Source organism: Providencia sp. PROV114, assembly GCF_032704305.1.
Classification (GTDB): Bacteria; Pseudomonadota; Gammaproteobacteria; order Enterobacterales; family Enterobacteriaceae; genus Providencia; species Providencia rettgeri.
Genome location: NZ_CP120528.1, coordinates 2,973,691 through 2,999,365, shown reverse-complemented (window position 1 = coordinate 2,999,365; position 25,675 = coordinate 2,973,691). Strand labels below are relative to the sequence as shown.

The 25,675-nt window shown below is 40.4% G+C and carries 19 protein-coding genes; 10 read left to right on the top strand and 9 right to left on the bottom strand.

What is annotated here, in order from left to right; genetic code table 11:
- Nucleotides 1-356: 356 nt before the first annotated feature.
- Both P3L37_RS13370 and trxB read right to left on the bottom strand, forming a co-directional pair.
- Nucleotides 357-2,036 carry a DUF4153 domain-containing protein gene (locus P3L37_RS13370; RefSeq protein WP_272667326.1) on the bottom strand — a complete coding sequence of 560 codons (1,680 nt, stop codon included), beginning with the start codon at nt 2,034-2,036 and terminating at the stop codon, nt 357-359.
- Nucleotides 2,037-2,217: 181 nt separating this feature from the next.
- Nucleotides 2,218-3,177 (bottom strand): thioredoxin-disulfide reductase, encoded by a 960-nt coding sequence (trxB, locus tag P3L37_RS13365; RefSeq protein WP_109911028.1) that lies wholly within the window; start codon nt 3,175-3,177, stop codon nt 2,218-2,220.
- 535 nt (nt 3,178-3,712) lie between these two features.
- Here trxB and lrp point away from each other — a divergent pair.
- The 6 genes from lrp (at nt 3,713) to P3L37_RS13335 (ending at nt 12,744) form a co-directional block, all read left to right on the top strand.
- Nucleotides 3,713-4,207, top strand: coding sequence for a leucine-responsive transcriptional regulator Lrp (lrp, locus tag P3L37_RS13360; RefSeq protein ID WP_004256338.1), 495 nt, complete (start codon nt 3,713-3,715; stop codon nt 4,205-4,207).
- A gap of 424 nt (nt 4,208-4,631) precedes the next feature.
- Complete coding sequence (locus tag P3L37_RS13355; RefSeq protein ID WP_272667324.1) at nt 4,632-8,294, top strand: DNA translocase FtsK 4TM domain-containing protein; 3,663 nt, start codon at nt 4,632-4,634, stop codon at nt 8,292-8,294.
- Between the two features lie 88 nt (nt 8,295-8,382).
- Nucleotides 8,383-9,003 carry an outer membrane lipoprotein chaperone LolA gene (lolA, locus tag P3L37_RS13350; protein ID WP_004909466.1) on the top strand — a complete coding sequence of 207 codons (621 nt, stop codon included), beginning with the start codon at nt 8,383-8,385 and terminating at the stop codon, nt 9,001-9,003.
- Between the two features lie 86 nt (nt 9,004-9,089).
- Complete coding sequence (locus tag P3L37_RS13345) at nt 9,090-10,433, top strand: replication-associated recombination protein A (RefSeq protein WP_004909469.1); 1,344 nt, start codon at nt 9,090-9,092, stop codon at nt 10,431-10,433.
- Nucleotides 10,434-10,541: 108 nt separating this feature from the next.
- Nucleotides 10,542-11,834, top strand: coding sequence for a serine--tRNA ligase (serS, locus tag P3L37_RS13340; RefSeq protein ID WP_004909472.1), 1,293 nt, complete (start codon nt 10,542-10,544; stop codon nt 11,832-11,834).
- A gap of 181 nt (nt 11,835-12,015) precedes the next feature.
- The gene (locus tag P3L37_RS13335) at nt 12,016-12,744 is read left to right on the top strand and encodes a sulfite exporter TauE/SafE family protein (RefSeq protein WP_004909475.1); all 729 of its coding nucleotides are present in this window, start codon (nt 12,016-12,018) and stop codon (nt 12,742-12,744) included.
- Here the strand turns inward: P3L37_RS13335 and P3L37_RS13330 are convergent.
- From P3L37_RS13330 to P3L37_RS13320, 3 genes are all read right to left on the bottom strand, one after another.
- Nucleotides 12,730-13,623, bottom strand: coding sequence for a LysR substrate-binding domain-containing protein (locus P3L37_RS13330; RefSeq protein ID WP_109911030.1), 894 nt, complete (start codon nt 13,621-13,623; stop codon nt 12,730-12,732). The genes P3L37_RS13335 and P3L37_RS13330 overlap by 15 nt on opposite strands.
- A 151-nt stretch (nt 13,624-13,774) precedes the next feature.
- Nucleotides 13,775-14,581 (bottom strand): BPSS1780 family membrane protein, encoded by an 807-nt coding sequence (locus tag P3L37_RS13325; RefSeq protein ID WP_004909482.1) that lies wholly within the window; start codon nt 14,579-14,581, stop codon nt 13,775-13,777.
- Between the two features lie 364 nt (nt 14,582-14,945).
- Nucleotides 14,946-15,413 (bottom strand): Lrp/AsnC family transcriptional regulator, encoded by a 468-nt coding sequence (locus P3L37_RS13320; RefSeq protein ID WP_004909485.1) that lies wholly within the window; start codon nt 15,411-15,413, stop codon nt 14,946-14,948.
- 155 nt (nt 15,414-15,568) lie between these two features.
- Between P3L37_RS13320 and P3L37_RS13315 the strand changes: the two genes are divergently transcribed.
- Nucleotides 15,569-15,991, top strand: a complete 423-nt coding sequence (locus P3L37_RS13315) for a DUF2000 domain-containing protein (protein WP_004909488.1) — start codon at nt 15,569-15,571, stop codon at nt 15,989-15,991.
- 31 nt (nt 15,992-16,022) lie between these two features.
- Here the strand turns inward: P3L37_RS13315 and pflA are convergent, their stop codons facing one another.
- The 4 genes from pflA to P3L37_RS13295 form a co-directional block, all read right to left on the bottom strand.
- Nucleotides 16,023-16,775 (bottom strand): pyruvate formate lyase 1-activating protein, encoded by a 753-nt coding sequence (gene pflA / locus P3L37_RS13310; RefSeq protein ID WP_042851778.1) that lies wholly within the window; start codon nt 16,773-16,775, stop codon nt 16,023-16,025.
- A gap of 167 nt (nt 16,776-16,942) precedes the next feature.
- Nucleotides 16,943-19,225, bottom strand: a complete 2,283-nt coding sequence (pflB, locus tag P3L37_RS13305) for a formate C-acetyltransferase (protein ID WP_109911031.1) — start codon at nt 19,223-19,225, stop codon at nt 16,943-16,945.
- Between the two features lie 70 nt (nt 19,226-19,295).
- On the bottom strand, nt 19,296-20,153 hold the full coding sequence (gene focA / locus P3L37_RS13300) for a formate transporter FocA (RefSeq protein ID WP_109911032.1): 858 nt from the start codon (nt 20,151-20,153) through the stop codon (nt 19,296-19,298).
- A 462-nt stretch (nt 20,154-20,615) separates the two neighbouring features.
- A complete protein-coding gene (locus P3L37_RS13295; RefSeq protein ID WP_004909501.1) occupies nt 20,616-21,389 on the bottom strand; it encodes an IclR family transcriptional regulator in 774 nt (257 codons plus the stop codon).
- A gap of 345 nt (nt 21,390-21,734) precedes the next feature.
- On the opposite strand from P3L37_RS13295, the gene P3L37_RS13290 reads away from it, so the two are divergent.
- From P3L37_RS13290 to P3L37_RS13280, 3 genes are read left to right on the top strand one after another with little or no spacing between them, the layout of a single operon-like run.
- The gene (locus P3L37_RS13290) at nt 21,735-22,628 is read left to right on the top strand and encodes a dihydrodipicolinate synthase family protein (protein ID WP_109911033.1); all 894 of its coding nucleotides are present in this window, start codon (nt 21,735-21,737) and stop codon (nt 22,626-22,628) included.
- A gap of 51 nt (nt 22,629-22,679) precedes the next feature.
- Complete coding sequence (locus tag P3L37_RS13285; RefSeq protein WP_272667323.1) at nt 22,680-23,993, top strand: MFS transporter; 1,314 nt, start codon at nt 22,680-22,682, stop codon at nt 23,991-23,993.
- A 24-nt stretch (nt 23,994-24,017) separates the two neighbouring features.
- The gene (locus tag P3L37_RS13280; protein WP_109911035.1) at nt 24,018-25,613 is read left to right on the top strand and encodes a UxaA family hydrolase; all 1,596 of its coding nucleotides are present in this window, start codon (nt 24,018-24,020) and stop codon (nt 25,611-25,613) included.
- The last annotated feature ends 62 nt before the right edge of the window (nt 25,614-25,675 follow it).

Below are 25,675 nucleotides of genomic sequence, written 5' to 3'. Positions count from 1 at the left end.
CCTAACGTTGCTTTTACCATGCGCTATATTACAGTTGGACTATTTTATACCGCATGAGAACGATAATTTTTTGATCTGGTAACGCAATTGGTGGTTATAAGAAAATCTGCGTTTTTGATCTTACCCATAAATTCGGGTACTAGGGTACATCATAACAGCTTCACCACGATATGTTACATAATAAAAGTGGGTTATTTACGGTGAGTTGTATTTTGTTATTAAATTGTTTTATAAAGGTAAGTTTAATATTTCAGTAAAGTTTGGGATGTAATAATCTTGAGATGTTACTGTATTTTTACGTAATGAAAAGGTGGCTTAACAAAGAAATGTTAAGTCACCTGCATTTTTAATTAGTATTAAGAAGTGGGGTCTATCATTAACCATTCTTTGGGTTTTAATTTAAAATTTCCTTTTAATAAATTATCCCAAGCCTGAGCTTTTTCTTGCATGGTATTAAATGTGCGAGTTTGCGTATCCATTAACTCCCAGCTCTGTTCCGTTTGTTGCCATATATTGCAATCAATACTCGAACTACTTGGGTAGGAATAGCACATAACCACATCATTTTGGTTGTTTTGGTTTACATCGGCCATAAAGCCTACACATGGGTATGGGTCGTATTGTGAAGTGCAATACCACGCACTGCTAAGGTTTTCTCCGAGATCGAACCAGTTGTCTGGTATTGTAGGGCTATTTTTAGCTTGAATTAATACTGATTTCAGCGGCTTACGCTGTTCTTCTTCATAAGGGCTAGTTTGGAATAGTTTTTGATATTCAGGGTTGTTATTGAGTTGCTCAAAAGCCTGTAGCCCTTTTTCACCTAATTGTTTTAAGTCATAAGCAAGCGAACTATTGACTTTAATTTTGCCATTTTCAACGCCAGCAAGAATACTGTTTAGTGTGATGCGTTTAAAATCAGCAATAGGGCTGTTAATGACCAATATAATGGCAATTAGAGACAAAATTCCCGCTTTATTGATAAACCCTAAATAGGACATCCAAGTTGATCTTTTATAAATAATGGCAATACTGTAAGCAAAAACCAATACAAATAGAAATAAGGCAATAGTAAATGCATACAGGCGTTCAACGCTCCAACTATACTGGTTTACTCGTACCAGAATGCCATAGAGAGAAAGTATTGAAAATGCATTGAGTAGAATAATGCTAATTAAGACAAAACCATTTAGACCTGTACGGTATTGATATTGGCTAGTGCCATCGCCATACACAAAATTGATGAAAATGAGGTTTAAAATTAAAAACCATAGCATCACCGCTGAGCCTAAATTCGTGGAGCTTAAACCTGAAAAGTAGGAAACAACAAAACCACCTAAGAAAATAACGGCAACAATATTTAAGAGGGGTAAGAAAAAACGAGCAATAAAGCTAGCAAAATTACTGAGCTGTACATTTAGTGTTGCCCGTAAAAAAACTAAACTCACGTTGAAGCCAAGTGCAAAGCTCACCCAGTAGATAACGTCGTTATCAAGAGCTTCACTCAAAAAATTAAGGTTAACAATATCAAATAGGAAACTGGCTATTTTTATGATTAGAGTTAGCAACCCACCGATAGCAGCAGCTAGAACACCTAAAAAGGTATTTTTAATATATAGCCCCATTAAGCAACCGTAATCGATTTTCCATGTTCTTGTTACTTGCCACAGTTGCATCCAAGGAAGCATAAAAAAGAACAGGACGGTTAGGGTGATAAAGGCGAAGAATGGGTCTGTATCTGCAGGATTTTTAAAGTCTTGGGCATGCCAGTAATTGAGCCAGAAAATTAACCCAATAATAACGACGATGTTGAGATAAAAAATACCGGATTTTGCATTGGTAATTAGGTAACTTATTGCTGAAGGAACAAAAATAGCGAGCAAAATAGGCAGATATAGAGTGGTCGTGCTTAATTGGCTTTCTATACGGATGGCGTAATCAGTGGTGGCAGTGATGACGATGCCTTGCATCACGGCAAGTATGACAATAATAAAATAAGAATAACCGCGAATGGCATCACGTTCTAATTGTTGCCCCATACCTACACCTATATTCGTAAATGTTATGTAAAAACAGTATAGGGAGTATTCGAGAAGTACAATATAAACTTGCTCTTAAAAATATATGTAAAACCAATAGTTAAGATGGGTAATATCAGTAACAAAAAAGGCTTCAATTGAATAAACATTGAAGCCTATTTAAGTCACAATAATTTATTGATTATTTAGATGCTAAGCCATCAAGATAACGCTCTGCATCTAAGGCGGCCATACAGCCTGTGCCCGCAGAGGTAATGGCTTGACGGTAGATGTGGTCCATGACATCACCGGCAGCGAACACACCTTCAACAGAGGTTTGGGTCGCATTACCTTGGGTGCCTGATTGCACTTTAATATAACCGTTGTCTAAATCGAGTTGACCTTCAAAAATGCCCGTATTTGGACTGTGGCCGATGGCAATAAATGCGCCCATAACAGGGATATCTTCTGTTGCGTGTGTTTTAGTACACTCTAAGCGCACACCTGTAACCCCCATGTCATCACCTAAGACTTCATTTAATGTACGGTCGGTATGCAGGATAATATTACCGTTTTCAACTTTATCCATTAAACGGTTAATAAGGATTTTTTCTGCACGGAAGCTATCACGGCGATGAATTAAATGGACTTCTGATGCAATATTAGAAAGGTACAGCGCTTCTTCTACCGCGGTGTTTCCACCACCAACGACAGCCACTTTTTGATTACGATAGAAGAAACCATCACAGGTTGCACAAGCTGAAACGCCACGGCCTTTGAACGCTTCTTCTGAAGGCAGACCGATATAACGTGCGGAAGCGCCTGTCGCAATAATTAAAGCATCACAGGTATATTCATTTTCATCGCCAATTAAACGGAAAGGACGTTGTTTTAAGTCCACTTTTTGGATATGGTCAGAAATGATTTCAGTATCAAATTTTGACGCGTGCTCATGCATGCGTTCCATAAGCCCTGGGCCAGTTAAACCTTCTGGGTCACCAGGCCAGTTTTCAACTTCAGTTGTGGTGGTCAATTGACCGCCTTTTTCCACCCCAGTAATCAATGCTGGGTTTAAGTTTGCACGTGCAGCATAGACAGCCGCAGTATAGCCAGCTGGGCCAGAACCAAGAATGATTAACTTGCGATGTGTTGTTGTGCTCATGAATTCCTCTTTAATCTAAAAAGCATTTATCAGATTGTAGGAGAAATAAGAGGCTAACAAAAGTGGTTTAAGTGCGACTTAGTTTCATTTGGCTTATTTCATTAATAGGTAAAACCGACAAAATGTAAAAAAGTGTGACAAAAAGTTGCTTGTGTCACGCATCACAATTTTTAGGAATTATCTTGAATTAAGGCTGCGAAACGTTTTACTGGAAAAAAAAGCGAAATCTTGTACTGATTTTTATTCATTTGCTTTGACAATCGGCTGCGCATTTGCGAAAACATCAGTGTAAGAGTTAATTATCTAGCGGATCAATGGAAATGGCGCATTTTTGTTCTCACTGGAAAATTAACTTTACACTACTTACAAATTTAAAATACAAGTAAAAATTGTGGGTGATAATTACATTCACACTAACTTCAGCATTACGAACAAAATTTGCTCCTGAACACGAATTCCTAAATAAAAAAGGTGGTGGCTAAGGTGCTTATTTTTAGATGTAGAAAATAACAATTAGAGAAAGAGAGATAAAGAGATGATTGACAATAAAAAGCGTCCAGGCAAAGACCTTGACCGTATCGACAGGAATATATTAAACGAGCTACAAAAAGACGGGCGAATTTCTAACGTAGAATTATCTAAACGAGTTGGTTTATCCCCAACACCTTGTTTAGAGCGTGTGCGTCGTCTTGAGAGACAAGGATTTATCTCTGGCTATACGGCGTTATTAAACCCACATTACTTAGATGCATCTTTACTCGTGTTTGTTGAAATTACACTCAACCGCGGTGCAGCTGATGTGTTTGAGCAATTCAATACTGCAGTTCAAAAATTGGAAGAAATTCAGGAATGTCACTTGGTTTCTGGTGACTTTGACTACCTGTTGAAAACGCGTGTGCCAGATATGTCCGCATATCGTAAACTATTAGGTGAAACTCTGTTACGTTTACCTGGTGTAAACGACACTCGCACCTATGTAGTTATGGAAGAAGTTAAACAAAGCAATCGCTTAGTGATCAAAACTCGCTAATCAGAGCTTTTTAACCTCGCTTCAGCACAGCATTTCAGCTTTGTTGCCGCACTGCAGTTTCAACGCTGAGTTTACTCAGCGTTGTTCCGTTTTTCTCACCTCATTTGCTGCTAGATAAAAACGTAATGTCTCGTCTTTAAAAGGCATTGTCTGACCGCAATCCCAGTCTTTCTGTGTTATCTTGCAAAAATTACTTAGCAATTGATAAATTTTATTTTCAATTTATTGATTCTAAAGCTATAAATATTTAGGACTTTTGATGAGAAATAGAAATTGAATCGTCATACATTAGATGGAATACTGCACCTTAGCGTTTTCATAATGCCCTGATTTACCTTAGATGTTGTAAAGCAGGCAGAGTCAGTCGTTTAATGGTAGAATAAACCTAGGTTAGTCAAGAACATCAGTTAGCAAAGAAACAATAATGAGCCAAGAATATACAGAAGATAAACACATCAAATTTAAAAAACTAAGTAGCGGAAGGCGGCTATTAGAGGTTATTTTGCTCGCAATATGCTTGAGCGCACTCTTCTTAATGGTGGCTTTATTGAGCTTCAGCCCTTCAGATCCAAGCTGGTCACAGACAACTTGGAATGCCCCAGTGAAGAATTTAGGGGGAAGTGTTGGTTCATGGAGCGCTGACATCCTTTTCTCGGCTTTTGGTATTCTTGCATTTGCTATTCCCCCCTTATTACTTCTAGGGTGCTGGGCGATTTTTCAATACGAAAGTCAGCGCCGATATATTGACTTTTTCTCTTTATCATTAAGATTAATCGGTGGTTTAGCACTTATTTTATCCTCTTGTGGACTCGCGGCTCTCAATTTTGACGACTTACCTAACTTCGCCTCTGGTGGAGTGATTGGCAGTGTATTTAGCAGTGCCATTATGCCGTGGTTCAATTCATTAGGCGCTACGTTAGCATTGCTATTTTTATGGGCAATAAGCTTTACCCTGTTTACTGGGTGGTCATGGCTTACAATCGCAGAAAAAATTGGTGCGGCTGTGCTTCTCCCAATTACGTTGCTGACAAATCGAGCAAGGGGAGATGATTTAGATAACTATGATTATGACGTTGAAGAGACTGAAGGGGCTTTACAGCGTGCGCAAGAAGCTGAGCACAGGGCCAATGACGATCTAGAAAATATTGATGCGGATGATATTTTATTTTCTGCTCCCACAGTGGCTGAATTAGTCACTGAAATCGCTCCAACAACGGAAAAAACGACGAATGAAGCGATGACAGCGACAGAAAACGCAATCCCATTGGTGAATCAAAGCGTGTCTGAGCAAGTTCCAGTAACGGCCTTCTCTGCAGTGGATGAGCCGAGCACATATCATTTTGAAGTACCTGAAGATTACCAGCCTAAGCTTGGTACTGGTTTTGATACAACTTCAGATACCGTTAATGAGCCGTTAGCTCAAGCGTCGCCATATGTTGCACCAGAAGAACAGCTGTTTAGTGTTCAGCATAATCAACAATCAGAACCACAAAAACAAGGTAATACCGCTTACCAAGAGTATTCGGATAAACAAGAAACGCCCGTTCAGCAAGCGGCTTTTGAATCACAAACTCACTCAGTTCCATCATTTGACACTACCAATATAACGCAAAGTGTTATTCCTTCATCAGTCACTGAAAGGGTCTCTAACCCTGCGGCATTAGCAGCTGCGGGTATTTCAGTGGCTGCGCTGGAACGTCATGCTCAGGTTAAACAAAATATGGAACCAGAGCTTCCGCGGCCAAACCCTGTTCGCTTACCGACTCGTCGTGAGTTATATGGTATTCGCATTCCATCGTTACGTGATGCAGAACTACAGCGGCGTGAAGAAGAAGCCTCTAAACGTGAGCAGATATATCAGCAGTGGTCTGCGAGTGAGTCTGAGCAACTTGAAACTGATGATGAAGCACAACAAGGTGAATTACTACGAGCTCAGTTTTTAGAGCAGCAACGCGAACGTTATGGTGAAGTTGATGAAACGGATTATGAAGCGCCATTAAATAGCGTACATTCAGATGAAGAACCATTACAAAATGAGCCAATGACAGAAAATAAAATCAGCTCATTTACACAGCCAGAAATTGAACACCGTTGGGCGTCGGCTTCACAACAGTCCAATAATACGCATACAATTCCAGAGCCTGAGGAAGTTGCGCCAGTCGTTGATAATGGCTATCAGCCTCAGTTCACGCAAGAGTATTCTTCGCAAGTACAAGAGGACTTTGAGCCTAGAATTGATTTAAGAAAAGAGTTCTCTGTACTGGATAGTTTTACCCCTGTTGATGATTTGGTTGACAACGAGCCTGCTGACCCATTATTTATGCCGTCATTTAGTACGTCTTCTGTTCCACCTACGGCTTCGCAAAATAATATTGATAATATTGCTGAAGGGCTTGGCAACTCACCAGCAGTAACACAAACTTTTGCGCAGCCACAGCAGCCACAGCAGCCACAGCAGCCACAGCAGCCACAGCAGCCACAGCAGCCACAGCAGCCACAGCAGCCACAGCAGCCACAGCAGCCACAGCAGCCACAGCAGCCACAGCAAGATAGCTTATTCCACCCGTTCTTAGTGCGTAATGACCAACCATTACCGAAACCAACAACGCCAATGCCATCTCTTGATTTGCTGGCAAGCCCGCCAGCGCAAGAAGAGCCAGTGGACATGTTCAAACTAGAACAAACAGCGAGGTTGATTGAAGCGAGGCTCAATGATTATCGTGTTAAAGCCGAAGTAGTTGGGTTCTCTCCAGGCCCTGTCATTACTCGGTTTGAGCTTGATCTAGCGCCGGGAGTAAAAGCAGCAAGGATATCTACATTGTCACGTGACCTTGCTCGTTCGTTGTCAACTGTAGCCGTACGTGTTGTAGAAGTGATACCGGGCAAACCTTATGTAGGCCTAGAGCTCCCTAATGAGAAACGGCAAACTGTTTACTTGAGTGAGGTATTAGATTGCGATGACTTCCGCAAAAATCCATCTCCTCTCACTATTGTCTTAGGGAAAGATATTGAAGGCGATCCTGTCGTTGCTGATTTAGCAAAAATGCCACATTTACTCGTTGCGGGGACAACCGGCTCTGGTAAATCTGTAGGGGTCAATGCAATGATCCTCAGCATTTTGTATAAAGCGAAACCAGAAGATGTTCGCTTTATCATGATTGACCCGAAAATGCTCGAATTATCCATTTATGAAGGTATCCCGCATCTATTGACAGAAGTGGTTACTGACATGAAAGATGCGGCAAATGCCTTGCGCTGGTGCGTGAATGAAATGGAACGTCGTTATAAACTCATGTCTGCATTAGGGGTACGTAACCTAGCGGGTTATAACGACCGCATCAAAGCGGCAGAAGAAATGGGCCGGCCAATTCCTGATCCGCATTGGAAACCTGGTGATAGTATGGATACAGAGCATCCAATGCTGAAAAAAGAACCTTACATTGTTGTCATGGTTGATGAGTTTGCTGACTTAATGATGACGGCAGGTAAAAAAGTGGAAGAGCTAATTGCACGATTGGCGCAAAAGGCACGTGCAGCGGGTATCCATTTGGTATTGGCAACCCAACGACCATCGGTTGATATTATTACAGGGTTAATCAAAGCAAATATTCCAACGCGGATTGCATTTACGGTATCCAGTAAAATTGACTCGCGCACGATCCTTGACCAAGGCGGTGCGGAGTCTTTACTCGGTATGGGGGATATGCTGTATTTACCGCCAAACTCTTCAATTCCAGTGCGGGTGCACGGCGCCTTTGTCCGTGACCAAGAGGTTCATGCCGTTGTGAATGATTGGAAAGCTCGCGGTAAACCACAATATATTGATAGCATTACAACCTGTAGTGATGATAGCGAAGGCGGTGGTTATGATAGTGGTGGCGAAGAGCTCGATCCACTGTTTGACCAAGCTGTTGAGTTTGTTGTTGAGAAACAACGAGTTTCCATTTCTGGGGTTCAACGCCAATTCAGGATCGGTTATAACCGTGCTGCAAGGATTGTTGAGCAAATGGAGGTCCAAGGCATTGTCAGTGAGCAAGGGCACAATGGTAACCGTGAAGTTCTTGCTCCTCCGTCAATGGGACATTAATAATTTAGTGTGCTGATTGCTGGTTTAATTTAAGGGGTGTATAAAGACGGGACGCCTCTTAAGGTAATAATTTTAAGGTCTTTCATCGATGAAAAAAATGATGTTATTGGGTGCGTTAGCCCTGAGTTTACATATTGGCCAAGTATTGGCAGACGCAAGCGAAGACCTTCAAGAACGTTTGAATAAGGTCAATAGCTTCCAAGCTAGCTTCTCGCAAAAAGTGACAAGTCCTGAAGGGGATTTGATTCAAGAAGGTGTTGGAGATTTATGGCTTGAGCGCCCAAATTTATTTAATTGGAACATGACATCACCGGATGAAAGTGTACTGGTGTCAGATGGAAAAAATTTGTGGTTTTATAATCCGTTTGTAGAACAAGTGACCGTAACTAATTTAGCGGATGCTACGCAGGATACGCCATTTCTACTAATTACACGTAACGACCCGAAAGATTGGAAACAGTACTCAATCATCCAACAAGGAAATACGTTTGATTTAAAACCAAAACAAACTAATGGAACTTTAAAACGTTTTTCCATTACAGTTTCTCCCCAAGGGACGATTGAGCAGTTTTCAGCGGTTGAACAAGATGGCCAAACCAGTGCTTATCAATTAAAAGAGCAAAAAAATGGTCGCGTTGATGCAAGTAAATTCAAGTTTACTGTGCCAAAAGGTGTCACTTTAGATGACCAGCGCTCAAACGCAAAATAAGCTTGATTAGAAAAAATATTAACCAGCAACATGAGTATTTGCTGGTTAATATATAGGGTATTTTAAGAGGTAAAAAAGAGGATATAGTGGGTAACCTGTCTCTTGATTTTTCGCAGAATGAATTTCAACCTTTAGCAGCAAGAATGCGGCCTGAAACCCTTGAACAATATATTGGCCAAAAGCATTTATTGGCAGAGGGCAAACCGTTACCGCGTGCGATTAAAGCGGGTCATCTGCACTCCATGATTTTATGGGGGCCCCCAGGAACAGGCAAAACAACCCTTGCTGAAATTATTGGCAATTATGCACAAGCCGATATTGAACGCATCTCAGCGGTTACCTCTGGTATTAAGGAAATCCGAGAATCCATTGAAAAGGCTCGGCAAAATCGTAGTGCAGGGCGAAGAACCATTTTATTTGTGGATGAAGTTCATCGTTTTAATAAAAGCCAGCAAGATGCATTTTTACCGCACATAGAAGATGGCACGATTACATTTATTGGTGCGACAACAGAAAACCCATCATTTGAATTAAACTCTGCGTTGTTATCACGTGCTAGGGTGTATTTGCTTAAATCTCTTGAAGAGAATGATATTGAACAAGTATTGCTGCAAGCGCTGGCAGACTCATCTCGTGGCCTTGGTGGGCAAAATATTGTTCTACCTGACAGCACGCGCAAAATGGTTGCTCAGTTGGTTAATGGGGATGCTAGGCGTTCATTAAATCTGCTGGAAATGATGGCGGATATGGCCGAAGCGGATGGCCAAGGGCAGCGTATTTTAACCGCTGATTTATTAAAAGAAGTCAGTGGTGAACGAACCGCAAGGTTTGATAACAAAGGCGACCGTTATTACGACTTAATTTCTGCGCTGCATAAGTCTATCAGAGGATCAGCACCGGATGCCGCACTATATTGGTTTGCAAGGATCATCACTGCGGGTGGTGACCCTTTGTATGTTGCTCGTCGGTTACTTGCAATTGCATCAGAAGATGTGGGTAATGCGGATCCTCGTGCGATGCAAGTAGCCATCTCAGCTTGGGATTGCTTTACTCGAGTGGGGCCTGCCGAAGGTGAGCGTGCAATTGCCCAAGCCATTGTTTATTTAGCTTGTGCACCAAAAAGTAACGCGGTTTATACCGCCTATAAAGCTGCGATTAAAGATGCACAAATGCAACCGGATTACGATGTGCCAGAACATCTTCGAAATGCACCAACTAAACTATTAAAAGAAATGGGAGCTGGGAAGGAGTATCGTTATGCGCATGATGAACCTAACGCTTATGCGGCAGGGGAAAACTATTTTCCTGAACCTATGCAAACAACACGTTATTACTACCCTACGAAACGGGGTCAAGAAAGCAAGTTTGCTGAAAAACTAGACTGGTTAGCCCAACAGGATCAAATTAGCACCACAAAACGCTATCGCTAAACTGGGCAATGCGGTAAGGTTATATAGCGAAATACTTTACTTTATTTGTTGTGCTGGAATGCACCTCAAAAAGTATCATTAATTACTAACAATAATCACAGGATAAGCATGCTCGATCCCAATTTACTGCGTACGGAGCTAGACGCGGTTGCTGAAAAACTGGCTCGCAGGGGTTTTACCCTTGATGTGGAAAAGCTGCGTGAATTAGAAGAACGCCGCAAAGTTTTACAAGTTGAAACTGAAACCCTGCAAGCAGACCGTAACTCGCGATCGAAAACTATTGGTGCGGCAAAAGCACGTGGTGAAGATATCGAACCATTACGTCTAGAAGTTAACCAATTAGGCGAAAAATTGGATTCTGCAAAAGCGGAGCTTGAAAAGCTGCAACAAGAAATCCGTGATATTGCCTTGAGTATCCCGAATATCCCTGATGACCAAGTACCTGACGGTAAAGATGATTCTGACAACGTTGAAGTGGCTCGTTGGGGTGAGCCTCGCCAGTATGATTTCGAAGTTAAAGACCATGTTAGCCTTGGTGAGCTATCTGGCGGCTTAGACTTTCCAGCTGCGGTAAAACTGACGGGTGCACGTTTTGTTGTCATGAAAGGGCAAATTGCTCGTATGCACCGTGCATTGGCACAATTCATGCTTGATTTACATACTGAACAACATGGCTACCAAGAATTGTATGTTCCGTATTTAGTCAACCATGACACGCTTTACGGAACTGGCCAATTACCAAAGTTTGGTGAAGACTTATTTCATACTAAACCACTGGAAGAAGAAGCAGACAGCAGCACTTATGCTTTGATTCCAACAGCTGAAGTACCTGTGACTAACTTGGTTCGTGATGAAATTTTAGATGAAGACTCACTTCCTCTGAAAATGACAGCACACACACCTTGTTTCCGTTCTGAAGCGGGATCTTATGGCCGTGATACACGTGGTTTGATCCGTATGCACCAATTTGACAAAGTTGAGTTAGTGCAAATCGTACATCCAGAAAAATCTATGGATGCATTGGAAGAGCTGACTGGCCATGCAGAGAAAGTATTACAATTACTGAACTTACCTTATCGTAAAGTGATTTTATGCACCGGTGATATTGGTTTTGGTTCACGTAAAACTTATGACTTAGAAGTATGGCTACCAGCGCAAAATACTTATCGTGAAATTTCATCTTGTTCAAACATGTGGGATTTCCAAGCGCGTCGTATGCAAGCTCGCTTCCGCGGTAAGAGTGATAAGAAAACACAACTTGTTCATACTCTGAATGGTTCTGGTTTAGCGGTTGGTCGTACATTGGTGGCGATTTTAGAAAACTACCAATTAGCAGATGGCCGTATTGAAGTTCCAGAAGTATTACGCCCATATATGAAAGGGTTAGAGTACATCGGTTAATTTCCGTTACTTCTTCAAAAGTAAAACGCGACTCATAGTAGTCGCGTTTTTTTTGCAAATTTAAAGCATTTTGAAAACGTATCCTCAGGCTAAACCTGATCCCCCCTCAATATTTTCCAAATAGCACTATTCAATGCAGGACATTACTCTACGGTAAAGTAAATTTATCGGAGCGAAATAAATGGGTGTAATTATTGGTGTTTTCTTACTAGCAGGCCTTGTAAAAGGGGTGATTGGGTTAGGGTTACCGACAATCGCAATGGGGTTATTAAGCACGTCAATGGAGCCTGCTGCCGCTGCTAGCTTGTTAATTATTCCCTCGTTAATCACGAATATATGGCAATTATTGATTGGCCCACAATTTATGGCACTAATCAAACGGCTCAGTGGTTTTATTATTGGGGTGGTACTTGGCACCATATTCAGTTTTTTACCTTCTTTAACCTCAGCATCTGGTTGGACACTACCTGCACTTGGTTTCGTGCTTATTATCTATGGAATATGGGGGTTAATCGCAAAAAAAATGCCATCATCCAAGAAGCATGAAATATGGCTTTCACCAACAGTGGGGTATATCACAGGTGTGATTACGGCTGCTACGGGTGTATTTGTTATTCCAGCAGTCCCTTATTTGCAAACCTTAAAATTAAATAAAAATGAGCTTATTCAGGCTCTAGGGTTAGCATTTACCGCATCAACAGTTGCATTAGCAATCAAGTTATCCATTGACCAGCAACAATATGATATTAATTGGAGTTTATCTGCCTTTGCCTTAATACCAGCTATTGGTGGAATGTACCTTGGTCAATATTTTCGCAAGATTATTAGCGAGAAATTATTCCGTCGTTGCTTTTTTATTGGTTTGATCGGATTAGGAATTTACATGGCGACAAAATTAGCCTTCAGATGACCAATTAATTAAGAAATTAACAAACTCATTAGTGTAATCAGGTAATTGGTTGAAATCTCGTGCACAGATAACTAATTTTCGGCATGCCCAAATTTCAGTCAATTGCACTATTTTACTCGCAGAGAGCTGGCTACGCTGTGCCGCTTGTTTGGGAATAATGGCTATGCCAATGCCATCATTAACTCCTTGCATTACAGCATCTAATGTTGGCATACGTACCCGGTAATTTAGCCGCCTGCCTTGTTGTTTGGCGTTATTATCAATATGTTTTTGTAATGGGTTATCTTCCATTAAACCAATAAATTCAGCATCAATAATGTCAGAAAATGGAACATTTTCTCGGTTTGCCCAAAGGCTATCTTTATGGACAAAAACAACTAATTCATCTGAGCTGAATGGCCGGATATCCAGCCCGGTGAGATCAGTAGAATCTGCGATAACACCGATATCAGCGATTTTATTTCTGATTGCAGTGACGATATTAGTACTTGGCATTTCCTTCACTGACACAGACATCGCAGGGTGCTGGCGTAAATAAGCACTAACACGGGCAGGTAAAAACTCCATTTGAGCAGAGGTATTACAAAGAATATTAATATGCCCACGCAGGTGTCGACTATATTGCTGCAGTTCATCTTGCATTACTTCAATTTGCTGCAAAATTGTTTTCGCATGCTCAATAAATGTATGACCTGCATTTGATAATGAAACCCCTTTCACTGAGCGAACAAAAATATCTACGTTTAATTCATTTTCTAACCCACGTATCCGTTCACTTGCAGATTGCAGTGTAAGATAAGTTAGTTTCGCTCCATGGGTGATGCTCCCTGCATTAGCGACATTAACACACAGTTTTAAATCAGTAATATCGAAATACATGGAAAACAGCTCCAATTTATGAAAGGAAAGAGGGAAATTACTATTTAAAGGAATATATGTGAATTTGTATGGGATAGCAAAAAGGAAAGCAATTGCTTTCCTTTTTTAGATTTAATGATTTAGCAAAGTCGTTAAACCATCACACTTTGGTTTATTTTACTTGTGAGAAAAACAGGCTGCGGTAGCTGCTGTAATAGCAAACATACATAATTGGCATAGAAACTAATAAACCTAAACCTAAAGGAATTACTGAGATTATCATTAAGATTGATAAAACGATAAAGAACAGGAGACCTGGCAGGATATTTTTCTTAACAGCTTGTAAGCTTGCAGAAATTGCAGCGCCAACAGTGAAGTCGTGGTTCATAACCAATGCTGGAGCAAACCATGTCAAGGCAGTACCTACTAACGCAGCAACGGCCATGATAATAATTGCAAAGAAGAATGTACCTGAAGATGCAAGGATAGCCGCGTCAGATGGTGAACCATATTGGTTGCTTTCCATCAATAAACCAAACATAGCAGAACCACCGATAATAAATGCGATGATCATGCCTACTAAGTTAGCCGCAAAGTTGATGGCACCAACGGCAAATAGGGTACCGAATTTATTTTGGAAACCAGCAAATAATAACCCAATTTCTGCTTGGCCAGTTTTACGTTGATTTTCACTGATAGCAATAATACCACCAATAAAAATAGGCGTAATAAAAGTAATCAGTAAGTTCAAGAATGGGATCATTGAAATGATAAAGATCACCGCAAACAGAACGATGTTAATTAGGATCCACATTCCCAGCTTTTCTTTAACAAGAGACCATGATTGGCTGATCCAGTTAACACCTTCACCTGCATCTACTGTGCGAGGTTCTGCGTGAAAAACGAATGTATCGGCTTGAGTTTGTGCGTTAATTGTAGGTGCAGGGTTGTTATCTGCACTGAAGTTTTCATTATTCATGATAAGAAAGGAACCTGTTAGTCGTAGTGAATTAGCAATATATTATTATTAATAAGTTTTCTGAGTTTATACTCATTCTTGTAACTTATCGGCAGTAGTATGCAGATAAGTTAACTTATTATAAAGCAGACTATTCTGGTAAGGTATTTTTGATTAAAATTTTCTTGTATAAGATATTTTTTATTGTAATAAGACCATTATCTATACCTTAATGTAATGAATAGAGTATGAGTATTTAGTAGTACAGTGAAAACGGCTGTTTTTTTTATTCTATACAGTAAGACCAAACCCTAATTTAATAGTGAATAGTAAATTAAATAATCATTATTATTAATACGTAAGCAAAATGCCATTTACCCAGCGGTTAAATGAGCGATATGGGGTAAGCATCCAATGGCTTAATCTCTTTTAGTACAAACATACTTTGCATTTCTTTGATACCCGGTAACCGGCGAATAACCGTCATCGCGAAATCGGCGTAGGAGTCTAAATCATGAGATACAACCTGCAATAAAAAGTCGGTATCACCACCAATACTGTAGCAAGCGACAACATTTTCGAGCTCAGTCACTTCTTGTTCAAATTTTTGAGCTTCAGCCTCGCTATCGCTATCAATAATAACGCGAACAAATACCATCACACCTAAGCCAATTTTTTTACGATTGAGAATAGCGCGATATCCTTCAATAACATGTTCTTCTTCTAGCTTTTTAACTCTTCGCCAACAGGGAGAGGCTGACATGCCTACTTTTTCAGCAAGAACTTGATTCGTTATTCGAGCGTCATCTTGTAGTAATTTCAATATTTTTATTTCTGTCTTATCTATTGCCATAAATGAAAGCCTTTACCTTAAAATTGCATAAAATAGGATAAAATTGCCTAAATTTTAGCGTGTAATGACTGAGTTAGAAAGCTTATTTCTTTCTTTAAATGCAATAATAATGAGGTGTTTTAGAACAATAACAAACAGTAAAAGGGAAAAGAGAGATGATTTTTAATCCAACAGAACACCGTTGTGCCATCGTGGTAAACCAAAACTTATCGAATGGTTTAGCGATGAATGCAGCGAGTGTAATTGGTGTGAGTTTAGGAAATAAAGTCAATAATATGGTAGGGAATGATCTTAATAGTTTGGATAATATGAATTACCCAGGGGTGATTTATGCACCATTACCGATATTAAAATCCGCAGAGCAATATATGAAAGAGATTGAAGTGGCAGCTTACCAGAAAGATGATATTTATATCATTCCTTTTAGTTTGCTCGCTCAATCTTGCCGTACTTATGATGAATATCAGCAGAAATTATCTGAACAGCAATATAAAGATATTCAATTGGCAGGGATAGGCTTGGTGGGAAATAAAAAAGCAGTTACTCAGTTAATTGGCCATTTACCGCTTTTCAAATAAATAAGAGGCTCTGCAAAGAGCCTCTATAATTTTAGTACATCACTTTGTGACCATAACTTTCAAGAATACTTTTGACTCGTTCCATCACTTCTTTTGATGGTGGTCTAACGCCATCTAGCTTGTATTCTTCACCCATAGTTTCCCATTTGTGTTTACCAAGCTCATGGTAAGGTAATAATTCGATTTTCTCGATATTGTTCATATCTTTGGTAAATTCGCCCAGTAAATGTACTGAATGGTCGTCATCGCTCCAACCCGGCACGACAACATAGCGTACCCAGGTTTTTTGGTTGCGTTTGGCAAGGTAACGGGCAAATTCCAAAGTACGGTGATTAGAAACACCCACTAATTTTTGATGAATTGCATCATCGATTTGTTTTAAATCAAGCATCACTAAGTCAGTGACATCCATCAGTTCATCAATCACTGGGTCGTAGCGGCGTACAAAGCCATTGGTATCAAGGCAAGTATGAATATTTTCTTTTTTACATGCGCGGAACCAGTCACGAACAAATTCGGCTTGTAAGATAGCTTCACCACCAGAGGCGGTAACGCCGCCGCCTGTCGCATTCATAAAGTGGCGATAGGTCACGGCTTCTTTCATTAATTCGTCAACAGTGACGATATTGCCACCATGGGTGTCCCAAGTATCGCGGTTATGGCAATACAGGCAGCGCATTAAGCAGCCTTGGAAAAAGACAATAAAACGGATCCCTGGACCATCGACCGTTCCGCATGATTCAAATGAATGAATGCGGCCGAGTGTGGTTGGGGTTTCTGTCATATTAGTTATCGCTATTGTTTTGGTTTTTGTATCATCGATAGACATAGCAGGCACTCCAAAATATCTGTCATACCGCAAACTTTAGAGAAAAAATATCGTTGCTGGTATAGATAAAAAGACCCCATAAAGCGGGGTCTTTAATTTACTTTATTTTAATAAGCTAATTATTACATTGTGCTTGTGAAAGTACGAGTAATAACGTCTTGCTGTTGCTCTTTAGTCAGTGAGTTGAAACGTACAGCATATCCCGATACACGGATAGTCAGCTGTGGATATTTCTCTGGGTTTTCCATTGCATCTAACAGCATTTCACGATTCATAACGTTAACGTTTAAGTGCTGGCCGCCTTCGATAGACGCTTCGTGGTGGAAGTAACCATCCATCAGACCGGCTAAGTTAGTTTTACGAACGTCATCATCTTTACCTAACGCATTTGGTACGATAGAGAAAGTATAAGAAATACCATCTTTCGCGTAAGCAAATGGCAGTTTAGCAACAGAAGTCAGTGAAGCTACCGCACCTTTTTGGTCACGACCGTGCATTGGGTTTGCACCTGGTCCGAATGGTGCACCTGCACGACGACCATCTGGTGTGTTACCTGTTTTCTTACCATACACAACGTTAGATGTGATGGTCAGGATTGACTGAGTTGGTACCGCGTTACGGTAAGTAGGCAGTTTCTGAATTTTCTTCATGAAACGTTCAACTAAGTCACACGCGATATCATCTACACGAGAGTCGTTGTTACCAAATTGAGGGTATTCACCTTCGATTTCGAAGTCGATAGCAATACCGTCTTCGTCACGAATTGGTTTAACTTTCGCATATTTGATTGCAGACAGTGAGTCAGCAGCAACAGATAGACCCGCGATACCACAAGCCATGGTGCGATATACATCACGGTCATGTAACGCCATCAGTGAAGCTTCATAGCTGTATTTATCATGCATGAAGTGGATGCAGTTCAGTGCAGTGACGTACTGAGTTGCTAACCAATCCATGAAGTGGTCCATTTGGTTCATCACAGTATCGAAATCTAAGACTTCGTCCATGATTGGTGTATGTTTAGGACCTACTTGCATTTTCAGTTTTTCATCAACACCACCATTGATGGTATACAGCATGGTTTTCGCTAAGTTTGCGCGAGCACCGAAGAACTGCATTTGTTTACCAACAATCATTGGGCTGACGCAACATGCGATTGCGTAGTCATCGTTATTGAAGTCTGGGCGCATCAGGTCATCATTTTCATACTGAACTGATGAGGTATCGATAGACACTTTTGCTGCGAATTTTTTGAAATTCATTGGCAGTTTTTCTGACCACAGGATAGTCATGTTTGGCTCAGGAGATGGGCCCATGGTATACAGTGTGTTCAGGAAACGGAATGTGCTTTTTGTTACCAGAGTACGACCATCAAGGCCCATACCTGCTAATGACTCAGTTGCCCAGATTGGGTCACCAGAGAACAGCTCATCGTATTCAGGAGTACGTAAGAAACGTACCATACGCAGTTTCATGACTAAGTGGTCAATTAATTCTTGCGCTTGTTGTTCGGTGATTTTACCTGCTTCTAAGTCACGTTGGATATACACGTCTAAGAAGGTAGAAACACGACCAAATGACATTGCAGCACCGTTTTGTGATTTAACAGCGGCTAAGTAACCGAAGTAAGTCCACTGTACTGCTTCTTGTGCGTTTGTTGCTGGTGCAGAAATATCGTAACCGTATTTTGCAGCCATTTCTTTCATTTGACCTAATGCACGGTGCTGTTCAGCAATTTCTTCGCGCAGTTGGATAGTCATTTGTAAGTCTTCACCTTTTTCTAATCTTTCTTGCAAAGAGGTGAATTGGTTAAATTTGTCTTTCATCAGGAAATCAATACCGTACAGTGCAACACGACGGTAGTCACCGATGATACGACCACGACCATATGCATCAGGTAGACCCGTTAAGATACCTGATTTACGGCATTTTAAGATGTCTGGTGTGTAAACGTCGAAAACACCTTGGTTGTGAGTTTTACGGTATTCAGTGAAGATTTTTTTGATTTCAGGGTCTAAAGTGCGGTCGTAAGCTTTGCATGAGCCTTCAACCATTTTGATACCACCGAACGGGATAAGACCACGTTTCAGAGGTGCATCAGTTTGTAAACCAACAATTTTTTCTAATTCTTTAGTAATGTAACCTGCATCATGGGAAGTGATGGTTGAAGCGACATCTGTGTCAAAATCAACTGGCGCATGAGTGCGGTTTTCGATTTTGATCCCTTCCATGACTTTATCCCACAACGTGTCAGTTGCTGGAGTAGAGCCTGCTAAGAAAGATTCATCACCTTCATATGGAGTGTAGTTTTTCTGGATGAAATCACGTACGTTGACGTTATTCTGCCAGTCACCTTGGTTAAAACCTTGCCATGCTAAAGCGAATTTTTCATTTAACTCGGACATGATACTTTTACCTTTTAACAATGGATCTTTTAGGGATCTTAATAAATCTTTTAGTGTGTGTCAGTGGCTATTAATGTTTTTGGCCACTACGTAAATGCATAAACCAATAAATGAGGCCGACTAAAATCGCGCCGCCAATAATATTTCCGATAGTAACTGGAATTAAGTTATCTGTAATAAAGTTACCGACTGTTAGGTGTGAAAATTGATCAGGAGACATATTTATTTGAGACCAATATTCAGCAGGTGCAAACTCTTTAATCATAATACCTAATGGGATCATGAACATGTTTGCAATACTATGCTCAAAACCACTCGCCACAAACATCGCGACAGGTAACACTAGAACGACCAGTTTATCAGTTAAACTACGGCCGGAGTAACTCATCCAAACGGCAAGGCAAACCATTAAGTTTGCTAAAATTCCTAATGCAACCGCTTCAATAAAGGTATGGTGCAATTTATGGCTGGTGGTTTGTAATACATTTAATCCCCATTGGCCATTGGCTGCGGTGTATTGTCCTGCAAACCAAATCAGTGCAACAAAGAACAGCGCGCCAATTAAGTTACCAATATAGACATTAAACCAGTTGAGGAACATTTGCCCCCAAGTGATTCTACCTGTGGCTTTTGAGACGATAGTGAGTACGGTGGAGGTGAAAAGGTCTGCACCACATACAACCACTAACATCAGGCCTAAGGAGAAACAAATCCCGCCAATAAGTTTAGTGAAACCATAAGGCGCTTCAGCTGCCCCGGTTGTTGCCGTGATATAGAATACAAATGCGATAGAGATAAAAATACCGGCAGTGAATGCTGACAAGTAAGTAATTGCAGGATGTTTATTTGCCTTATAAACAGAGGCATCATCTGCGACTTGCGCCATTACAGCTGGTGGCAATAAATTAAAAGGGTTGTCAGCTTTCATACCAACACTCTCTTACAAAGTTGATTAATTATAGCACGCAATAATAGTAACAAAGGGGAGAATTGATAAATTTGATATGGATCATGAACTCTCTAGAGAGAGTGGTGAAAACGGTTAATTTAATGTTAAATTACAACTTATCCATTTGATAAATAAGGTTTAAATATTTTTTAAAATTTATATAAAATTTTTATAAAGTCAGTTTTGGCCAGCAAAATAAGTAAAAATATACGCGTAAATGTTAACTATTTAAGATGAATATGATCTCTTTGGCATATAATTTAACTTATGTTTGCATAATGCCCTAGTTAATTAGGGGAGATTCCGATATATATTCCTTAGCCAAACCATATTTTTGCAATATTTATCTAACAATTATGCAAATAATAAAAGATTAATATAAATTAATCGATAAATTAAAGTGATATATCTTAATAAAACAATCCGTTTTTAACGTTGTAACTAGGTATAAAATTCAATATTGTCAAGAGTGTTTAGTTCTTGCTCAATACGTTCTCGACTAGTTAAGAGCGTTTTGATGACTTGGTTCACTTTGGGTTCATCGATGCGGAAGGTTGGGATAGACACACTGATTGCCGCAATGATGTTATTGCGTTGTCGTAATGAGACAGCATAACAAATGGTTTCTTCATCAATTTCTTTATTATCAACGGCATAACTATTTTCGCGAACCGCGTTAAGCTGTAGGCGAAGTTCAGCCAAAGTTTGCACGCTGTATTGGGTTAACGGAGTAAAACCCGAAGGATAAAGTTCGGAAATTTGCTGGTCACTGTAGTTAAAAATCATAGCCTTACCCAGTGCCGAGTAAATCGCAGGCAAACGAGTTCCAATATTAGAGATTAATTGGACCTTTTGCGCCGATTGAACTTTATCAATGTATAACACATTAGCACCGTCTAAAATCCCCATTTGGCACACTTCATTGCATTCATCAACGATATGCACCATTTCCCGATGAACCATTTTTAGCCAATAGGATTTTTCGAAAAATGAGCGGGAAAGAAGCGAGCAGGCGATACCTAAATAATATAGCTGGCTATTATCATCGTAATTAATATACCGATGTTCAACCAATGTTTTTAAGATAGGATAAATCGTCCCTTTTAATATTTGTGTTTTATCAGAAAGTTGCGTCAAAGAAAGCCCAGTATTTTCAGCCGATAAAACTTGCAGTATTTCTAATACCCGAATTGTCGGCATGTGCCCCGTAGACATTAAACCACCTCCCTGATTAATTTTGTCGCTATTCTAGGTTTAAAATACCACTATGTAAATCATCTCAGGAATACGTTTAATCTCAAATTGGTCACTCTTAATAATGGGTAAAGTCATCCAAAAGGCGTGACTTTGCTCAAAATTTAGCAATAAAAAAATTATTCTTTAGTTAGCTTTATGACCACTTAATCCCTTCAAATATCTTTTTAATCAGATTATTACATAAAATTTTCATATGAGTTGTATGAATTTGACTCAATCAATGATTCATGATTTCTTGTTTATAGTTTTTATTTATGAATGTGGTTTGTATATATGAACATCGGTAACGAGGAGATTATCAGTATGGAAAGTCGTTATATCACTCCAGTAGTGACCATCTTTGATGACAAAGGTCGAGTGGATATAGAACAAAATATACGTGTTTATGACTCATTGAAGGGCAAAGTCTCCGGTTTTGTCACTATGGGAAGCACGGGGGAGTTTTTTGCGCTCAATATGCAGAGCTCAAAAAAACTCATCGACCTATGTGGTCGTTATCCCAAGGAGGAAATGCGTGTTTATGCAGGGGCAAGCCGCCTTGATGTGGAAGAGTCGATTGAATTGGCTAACTATGCATATGAAAAAGGAATCGATGGGGTGATGATTATTAGCCCATATTATTTCCCGCTAGATGATGAAGGTGTTTTTCGTTTTTACAGTGCGATAGCAGCAAAAACATCTGCTAACATTTTCATTTATAACTTTCCTGAACGAACAGGTTATTCTGTCTCCCCTGATGTTTGCCTACGTTTAGCGGATAAATATCCCAATATCATCGGATTAAAAGATACCATTCCTGACACGACTCATACCGCCCAAGTGATTGAAACGGTGAAATCACGCTTGCCTCATTTTGAGGTATACGCAGGTTACGATAATAACTTTGCTCATGTGGTGTTATCGGGGGGAAATGGGTGCATTGGTGGGCTTTCAAATATTGTGCCGCAATTTTTTGCATCATGGATGCAGGCGTTTACCCAAGGTGATTTAGCGTTAGTGGCAAAACACCAGCAACGAGTAGACCAATTGATGGCTATATATGGCGTCAATGCGCCATTCATCCCAACCTTTAAGAAAGCGTTGCAGCTAAAAGGTGTGGTTAATTCAGATTATTGTACAGCACCATTTATTGGGTTGAACAATATACAGATTGAGCAACTTCAGCAGTTGTTAACCCTTGCTGATTCACCGCTCTGACCTTTCCTGAATCAAACACAATAGAACATCTTACCAACAGGGAAAAATATCATGGCGACAACTAAAGCTTATAACAATCCTGTTTTAAATTCTGCGATAGCCAAATCGTGGAAACGTTTAGTACCCCTGATGTTTATTTTGTATTTTGTTGCATTTATTGACCGAGTCAACGTAGGTTTTGCGAAAGATGCAATGCAAGTCGACATTGGTTTATCTGATTCAGCGTTTGCTTTTGGTGCCGGTATTTTCTTTGCGGCATATGCGCTATTTGGCATTCCCGCTAACTTAATTTTAAACAAAATTGGTGCGCAAAAGTGGCTGAGTATTACCACGGTAATCTGGGGCGTTCTGTCGGCAATGACAGGTTTTATCACCAATGAAACGCAATTTATAGTTTTGCGTTTCTTGTTGGGACTTGGGGAAGCTGGCTTTTATCCAGGCATTCTATTATTAGCCTCAATTTATTTCCCCAATAATGTACGTGGGTCTGTAATTGGGATCTTTGTTCTAGGTGTACCTTTGGCATTGACACTGGGTTCGCCATTATCAGGCGCGTTACTGGAATTGCATGGCTGGTTAGGCCGGACAGGTTGGTTCTGGATGTTTGTCATTGAAGGACTTCCTGCCGTTGTGATTGGTATTTTTGCTTTCTTTTATTTGGATGATAGCCCTGAAAAAGCCCGTTTTTTAACCGAAGAAGAGAAAAAAGCGCTAACTGAACAATTAGCCAAAGAAAATGCAAAAACTGAAACCACATCGGTATTATCTGCACTAAAAAATATCAAAGTTTGGCACCTTGCACTGATTTACGGCACGATACAAATTTCAGTATACGGTTTGATGTTCTTTCTGCCTTCCCAAGTTGCGTCCTTAATGGGGGAAAGTTTAGGCTTTAAACAATCCTTAGTTGCTGCCATACCTTGGGCTTGTTCTGCATTCGGGGTGTATTACATTCCTCGTTTTGCTGACCGCCATCCAACTCGTCGCATCGAAATCTCAGTGCTGTGTATGTTAGCCGCAGCATTAGGTTTGGCATTGTCAGCATTTGCAAGCCCTGTTTTTGCTATTGCAGCATTATGTTTAAGCGCTGTTGGTTTTTTATCCGTTCAACCAGTATTTTGGACGTTTCCTCCTCAGTTATTAAGCGGCCCTGCATTAGCAGCAGGAATTGGTTTCTGTACCACCATGGGGGCATTTTGTTCATTCCTCGCGCCAATCATTCGCGTGGAAGTCGATAAAATGATGAATAGCAATACCGCAGGTATCGTGACATTAGCGGTGATCACCGTAGGTTGTGCCGTCTTAATCGCATTACTTAAAAAAAATACGCATAACAAGAATCTCAACGCATTGTCATCTAACTAATGACAATTTTTAGGAAGGTGTGACATGCAAAAAATTCTCAAAATTGATGAGAGCGACAACCTAATTGTTGCCTTAAAGGACTTGCAAGCAGGGGATATTTATCACTGGGGAAGTGAAGATGTGACCCTCGTGACTGATGTTAAAGCAAAGCATAAATTTGCCATGGAAGCGATACCCGTTGATGGCATTGTTTCTATGTATGGCACAGCAGTAGGAAAAGCAACAAAGCCAATTGCAAAAGGTGAAGTTATCACAGTCGATAATATTCGCCACTATGCAGCCCCAGTTTCTTTAGAACAAGATGCACCGTACGAGTGGAATGCACCTGATGTATCTGCATATCAAGGACGCACATTTAAAGGCTATGTACGTGAGGATGGGCGAGTAGGAACCGCAAACTACTGGTTAATTTTTCCATTGGTATTTTGTGAAAACCGCAATGTAACAAAACTTACAGACGCCTTAAATGAAGCATTAGGTTATACCAATAATAGTTTGAAAAATTTTGCGTTGGATTTAACAGCTGGTGAGCAAGGGGGAACGGCAAAACCTAAATTATTCCCACATATAGAAGGTGTACGATGTATTACGGTCACGAGTGGTTGTGGTGGAGCGACCTCTGACAGTAAAACGATGTGTGATGTGCTTGCTGCTTATGCGGACCACCCTAATGTCATCGGTATTACGGTATTCAGTTTGGGCTGTGAAAAAGCACAGCGTAAAATGTTTAAAGAGTCACTTGTTGCTCGTAACCCTAATTTTGCTAAACCTGCACTTTACTTTCGCCAGCAAGAGTGGAGTAGCGAAGAAGAAATGATGCAAACAGCATTGAAGCAAACCTATGAGTGCATGAAGGCCGTCATACCGCAATCTCGTGTGGACGTTCCGTTGTCTCATTTAAAACTCGGTGTGAAATGTGGCGCTTCTGACGGTTTTTCTGGGATCTCGGGTAACCCTGCGATGGGGCTAGTTTCTGATTGGCTAGTGACTTTGGGGGGCGCATCAGGGTTAGCTGAATTTCCGGAATTATGTGGTGCAGAAGGGGATATGGTGAAACGGTGCGTCTCTTTTGAAGATAAGAAAAAATTCTTAGATTTGATGGAACGTTATGAAAAAACAGCGAATTTCTTTAATACTACCATTGCCGATAACCCAAGTCCCGGCAATATTGCGGACGGGCTAATAACCGATGCGATTAAATCGACCGGAGCGGCTAAAAAAGGCGGAACATCGCCGATTAGTGCGGTGTGTGACTATGCGGAGCCGATGCCTGACAGTGGGTTATCCTTAGTTTGTACGCCGGGTAATGATGTTGATGCAGTCACAGGACTTGTTGCTGCAGGGTGTAATGTGGTTATTTTCTCAACAGGGCTTGGCACTCCCACAGGGAACCCGATTGTACCTGTTTTAAAAATATCGACGAATAGTGCCATTGCAGAGCGCCTATCGGACATAATTGATTATGATTGCGGGCCAATTATTGATGGGGTTCCATTACCGACAATAAGTAAAGGGCTATTTGAACGGGTAATTGATACGGCAAGCGGTGACTATCAGGTCCAAGCGGATCGCCTAGAACAGTTTGATTTCTTATTATGGAAACGTTCATTGGATTTATAATTAATATAAACCAATAAAATGTAAAAATGTTGACGGGGCAAGTTCCCCGTCAACGATTTAAT

What these genes read in the sequence shown, in the direction of transcription:
- P3L37_RS13370 (WP_272667326.1), bottom strand. Translation starts at nt 2,036, where the DNA reads ATGGGGCAACAATTAGAACGTGATGCCATTCGCGGTTATTCTTATTTT.
- trxB (WP_109911028.1), bottom strand. Translation starts at nt 3,177, where the DNA reads ATGAGCACAACAACACATCGCAAGTTAATCATTCTTGGTTCTGGCCCA.
- lrp (WP_004256338.1), top strand. Translation starts at nt 3,713, where the DNA reads ATGATTGACAATAAAAAGCGTCCAGGCAAAGACCTTGACCGTATCGAC.
- P3L37_RS13355 (WP_272667324.1), top strand. Translation starts at nt 4,632, where the DNA reads ATGAGCCAAGAATATACAGAAGATAAACACATCAAATTTAAAAAACTA.
- lolA (WP_004909466.1), top strand. Translation starts at nt 8,383, where the DNA reads ATGAAAAAAATGATGTTATTGGGTGCGTTAGCCCTGAGTTTACATATT.
- serS (WP_004909472.1), top strand. Translation starts at nt 10,542, where the DNA reads ATGCTCGATCCCAATTTACTGCGTACGGAGCTAGACGCGGTTGCTGAA.
- P3L37_RS13335 (WP_004909475.1), top strand. Translation starts at nt 12,016, where the DNA reads ATGGGTGTAATTATTGGTGTTTTCTTACTAGCAGGCCTTGTAAAAGGG.
- P3L37_RS13330 (WP_109911030.1), bottom strand. Translation starts at nt 13,623, where the DNA reads ATGTATTTCGATATTACTGATTTAAAACTGTGTGTTAATGTCGCTAAT.
- P3L37_RS13325 (WP_004909482.1), bottom strand. Translation starts at nt 14,581, where the DNA reads ATGAATAATGAAAACTTCAGTGCAGATAACAACCCTGCACCTACAATT.
- P3L37_RS13320 (WP_004909485.1), bottom strand. Translation starts at nt 15,413, where the DNA reads ATGGCAATAGATAAGACAGAAATAAAAATATTGAAATTACTACAAGAT.
- P3L37_RS13315 (WP_004909488.1), top strand. Translation starts at nt 15,569, where the DNA reads ATGATTTTTAATCCAACAGAACACCGTTGTGCCATCGTGGTAAACCAA.
- pflA (WP_042851778.1), bottom strand. Translation starts at nt 16,775, where the DNA reads ATGACAGAAACCCCAACCACACTCGGCCGCATTCATTCATTTGAATCA.
- pflB (WP_109911031.1), bottom strand. Translation starts at nt 19,225, where the DNA reads ATGTCCGAGTTAAATGAAAAATTCGCTTTAGCATGGCAAGGTTTTAAC.
- focA (WP_109911032.1), bottom strand. Translation starts at nt 20,153, where the DNA reads ATGAAAGCTGACAACCCTTTTAATTTATTGCCACCAGCTGTAATGGCG.
- P3L37_RS13295 (WP_004909501.1), bottom strand. Translation starts at nt 21,389, where the DNA reads ATGTCTACGGGGCACATGCCGACAATTCGGGTATTAGAAATACTGCAA.
- P3L37_RS13290 (WP_109911033.1), top strand. Translation starts at nt 21,735, where the DNA reads ATGGAAAGTCGTTATATCACTCCAGTAGTGACCATCTTTGATGACAAA.
- P3L37_RS13285 (WP_272667323.1), top strand. Translation starts at nt 22,680, where the DNA reads ATGGCGACAACTAAAGCTTATAACAATCCTGTTTTAAATTCTGCGATA.
- P3L37_RS13280 (WP_109911035.1), top strand. Translation starts at nt 24,018, where the DNA reads ATGCAAAAAATTCTCAAAATTGATGAGAGCGACAACCTAATTGTTGCC.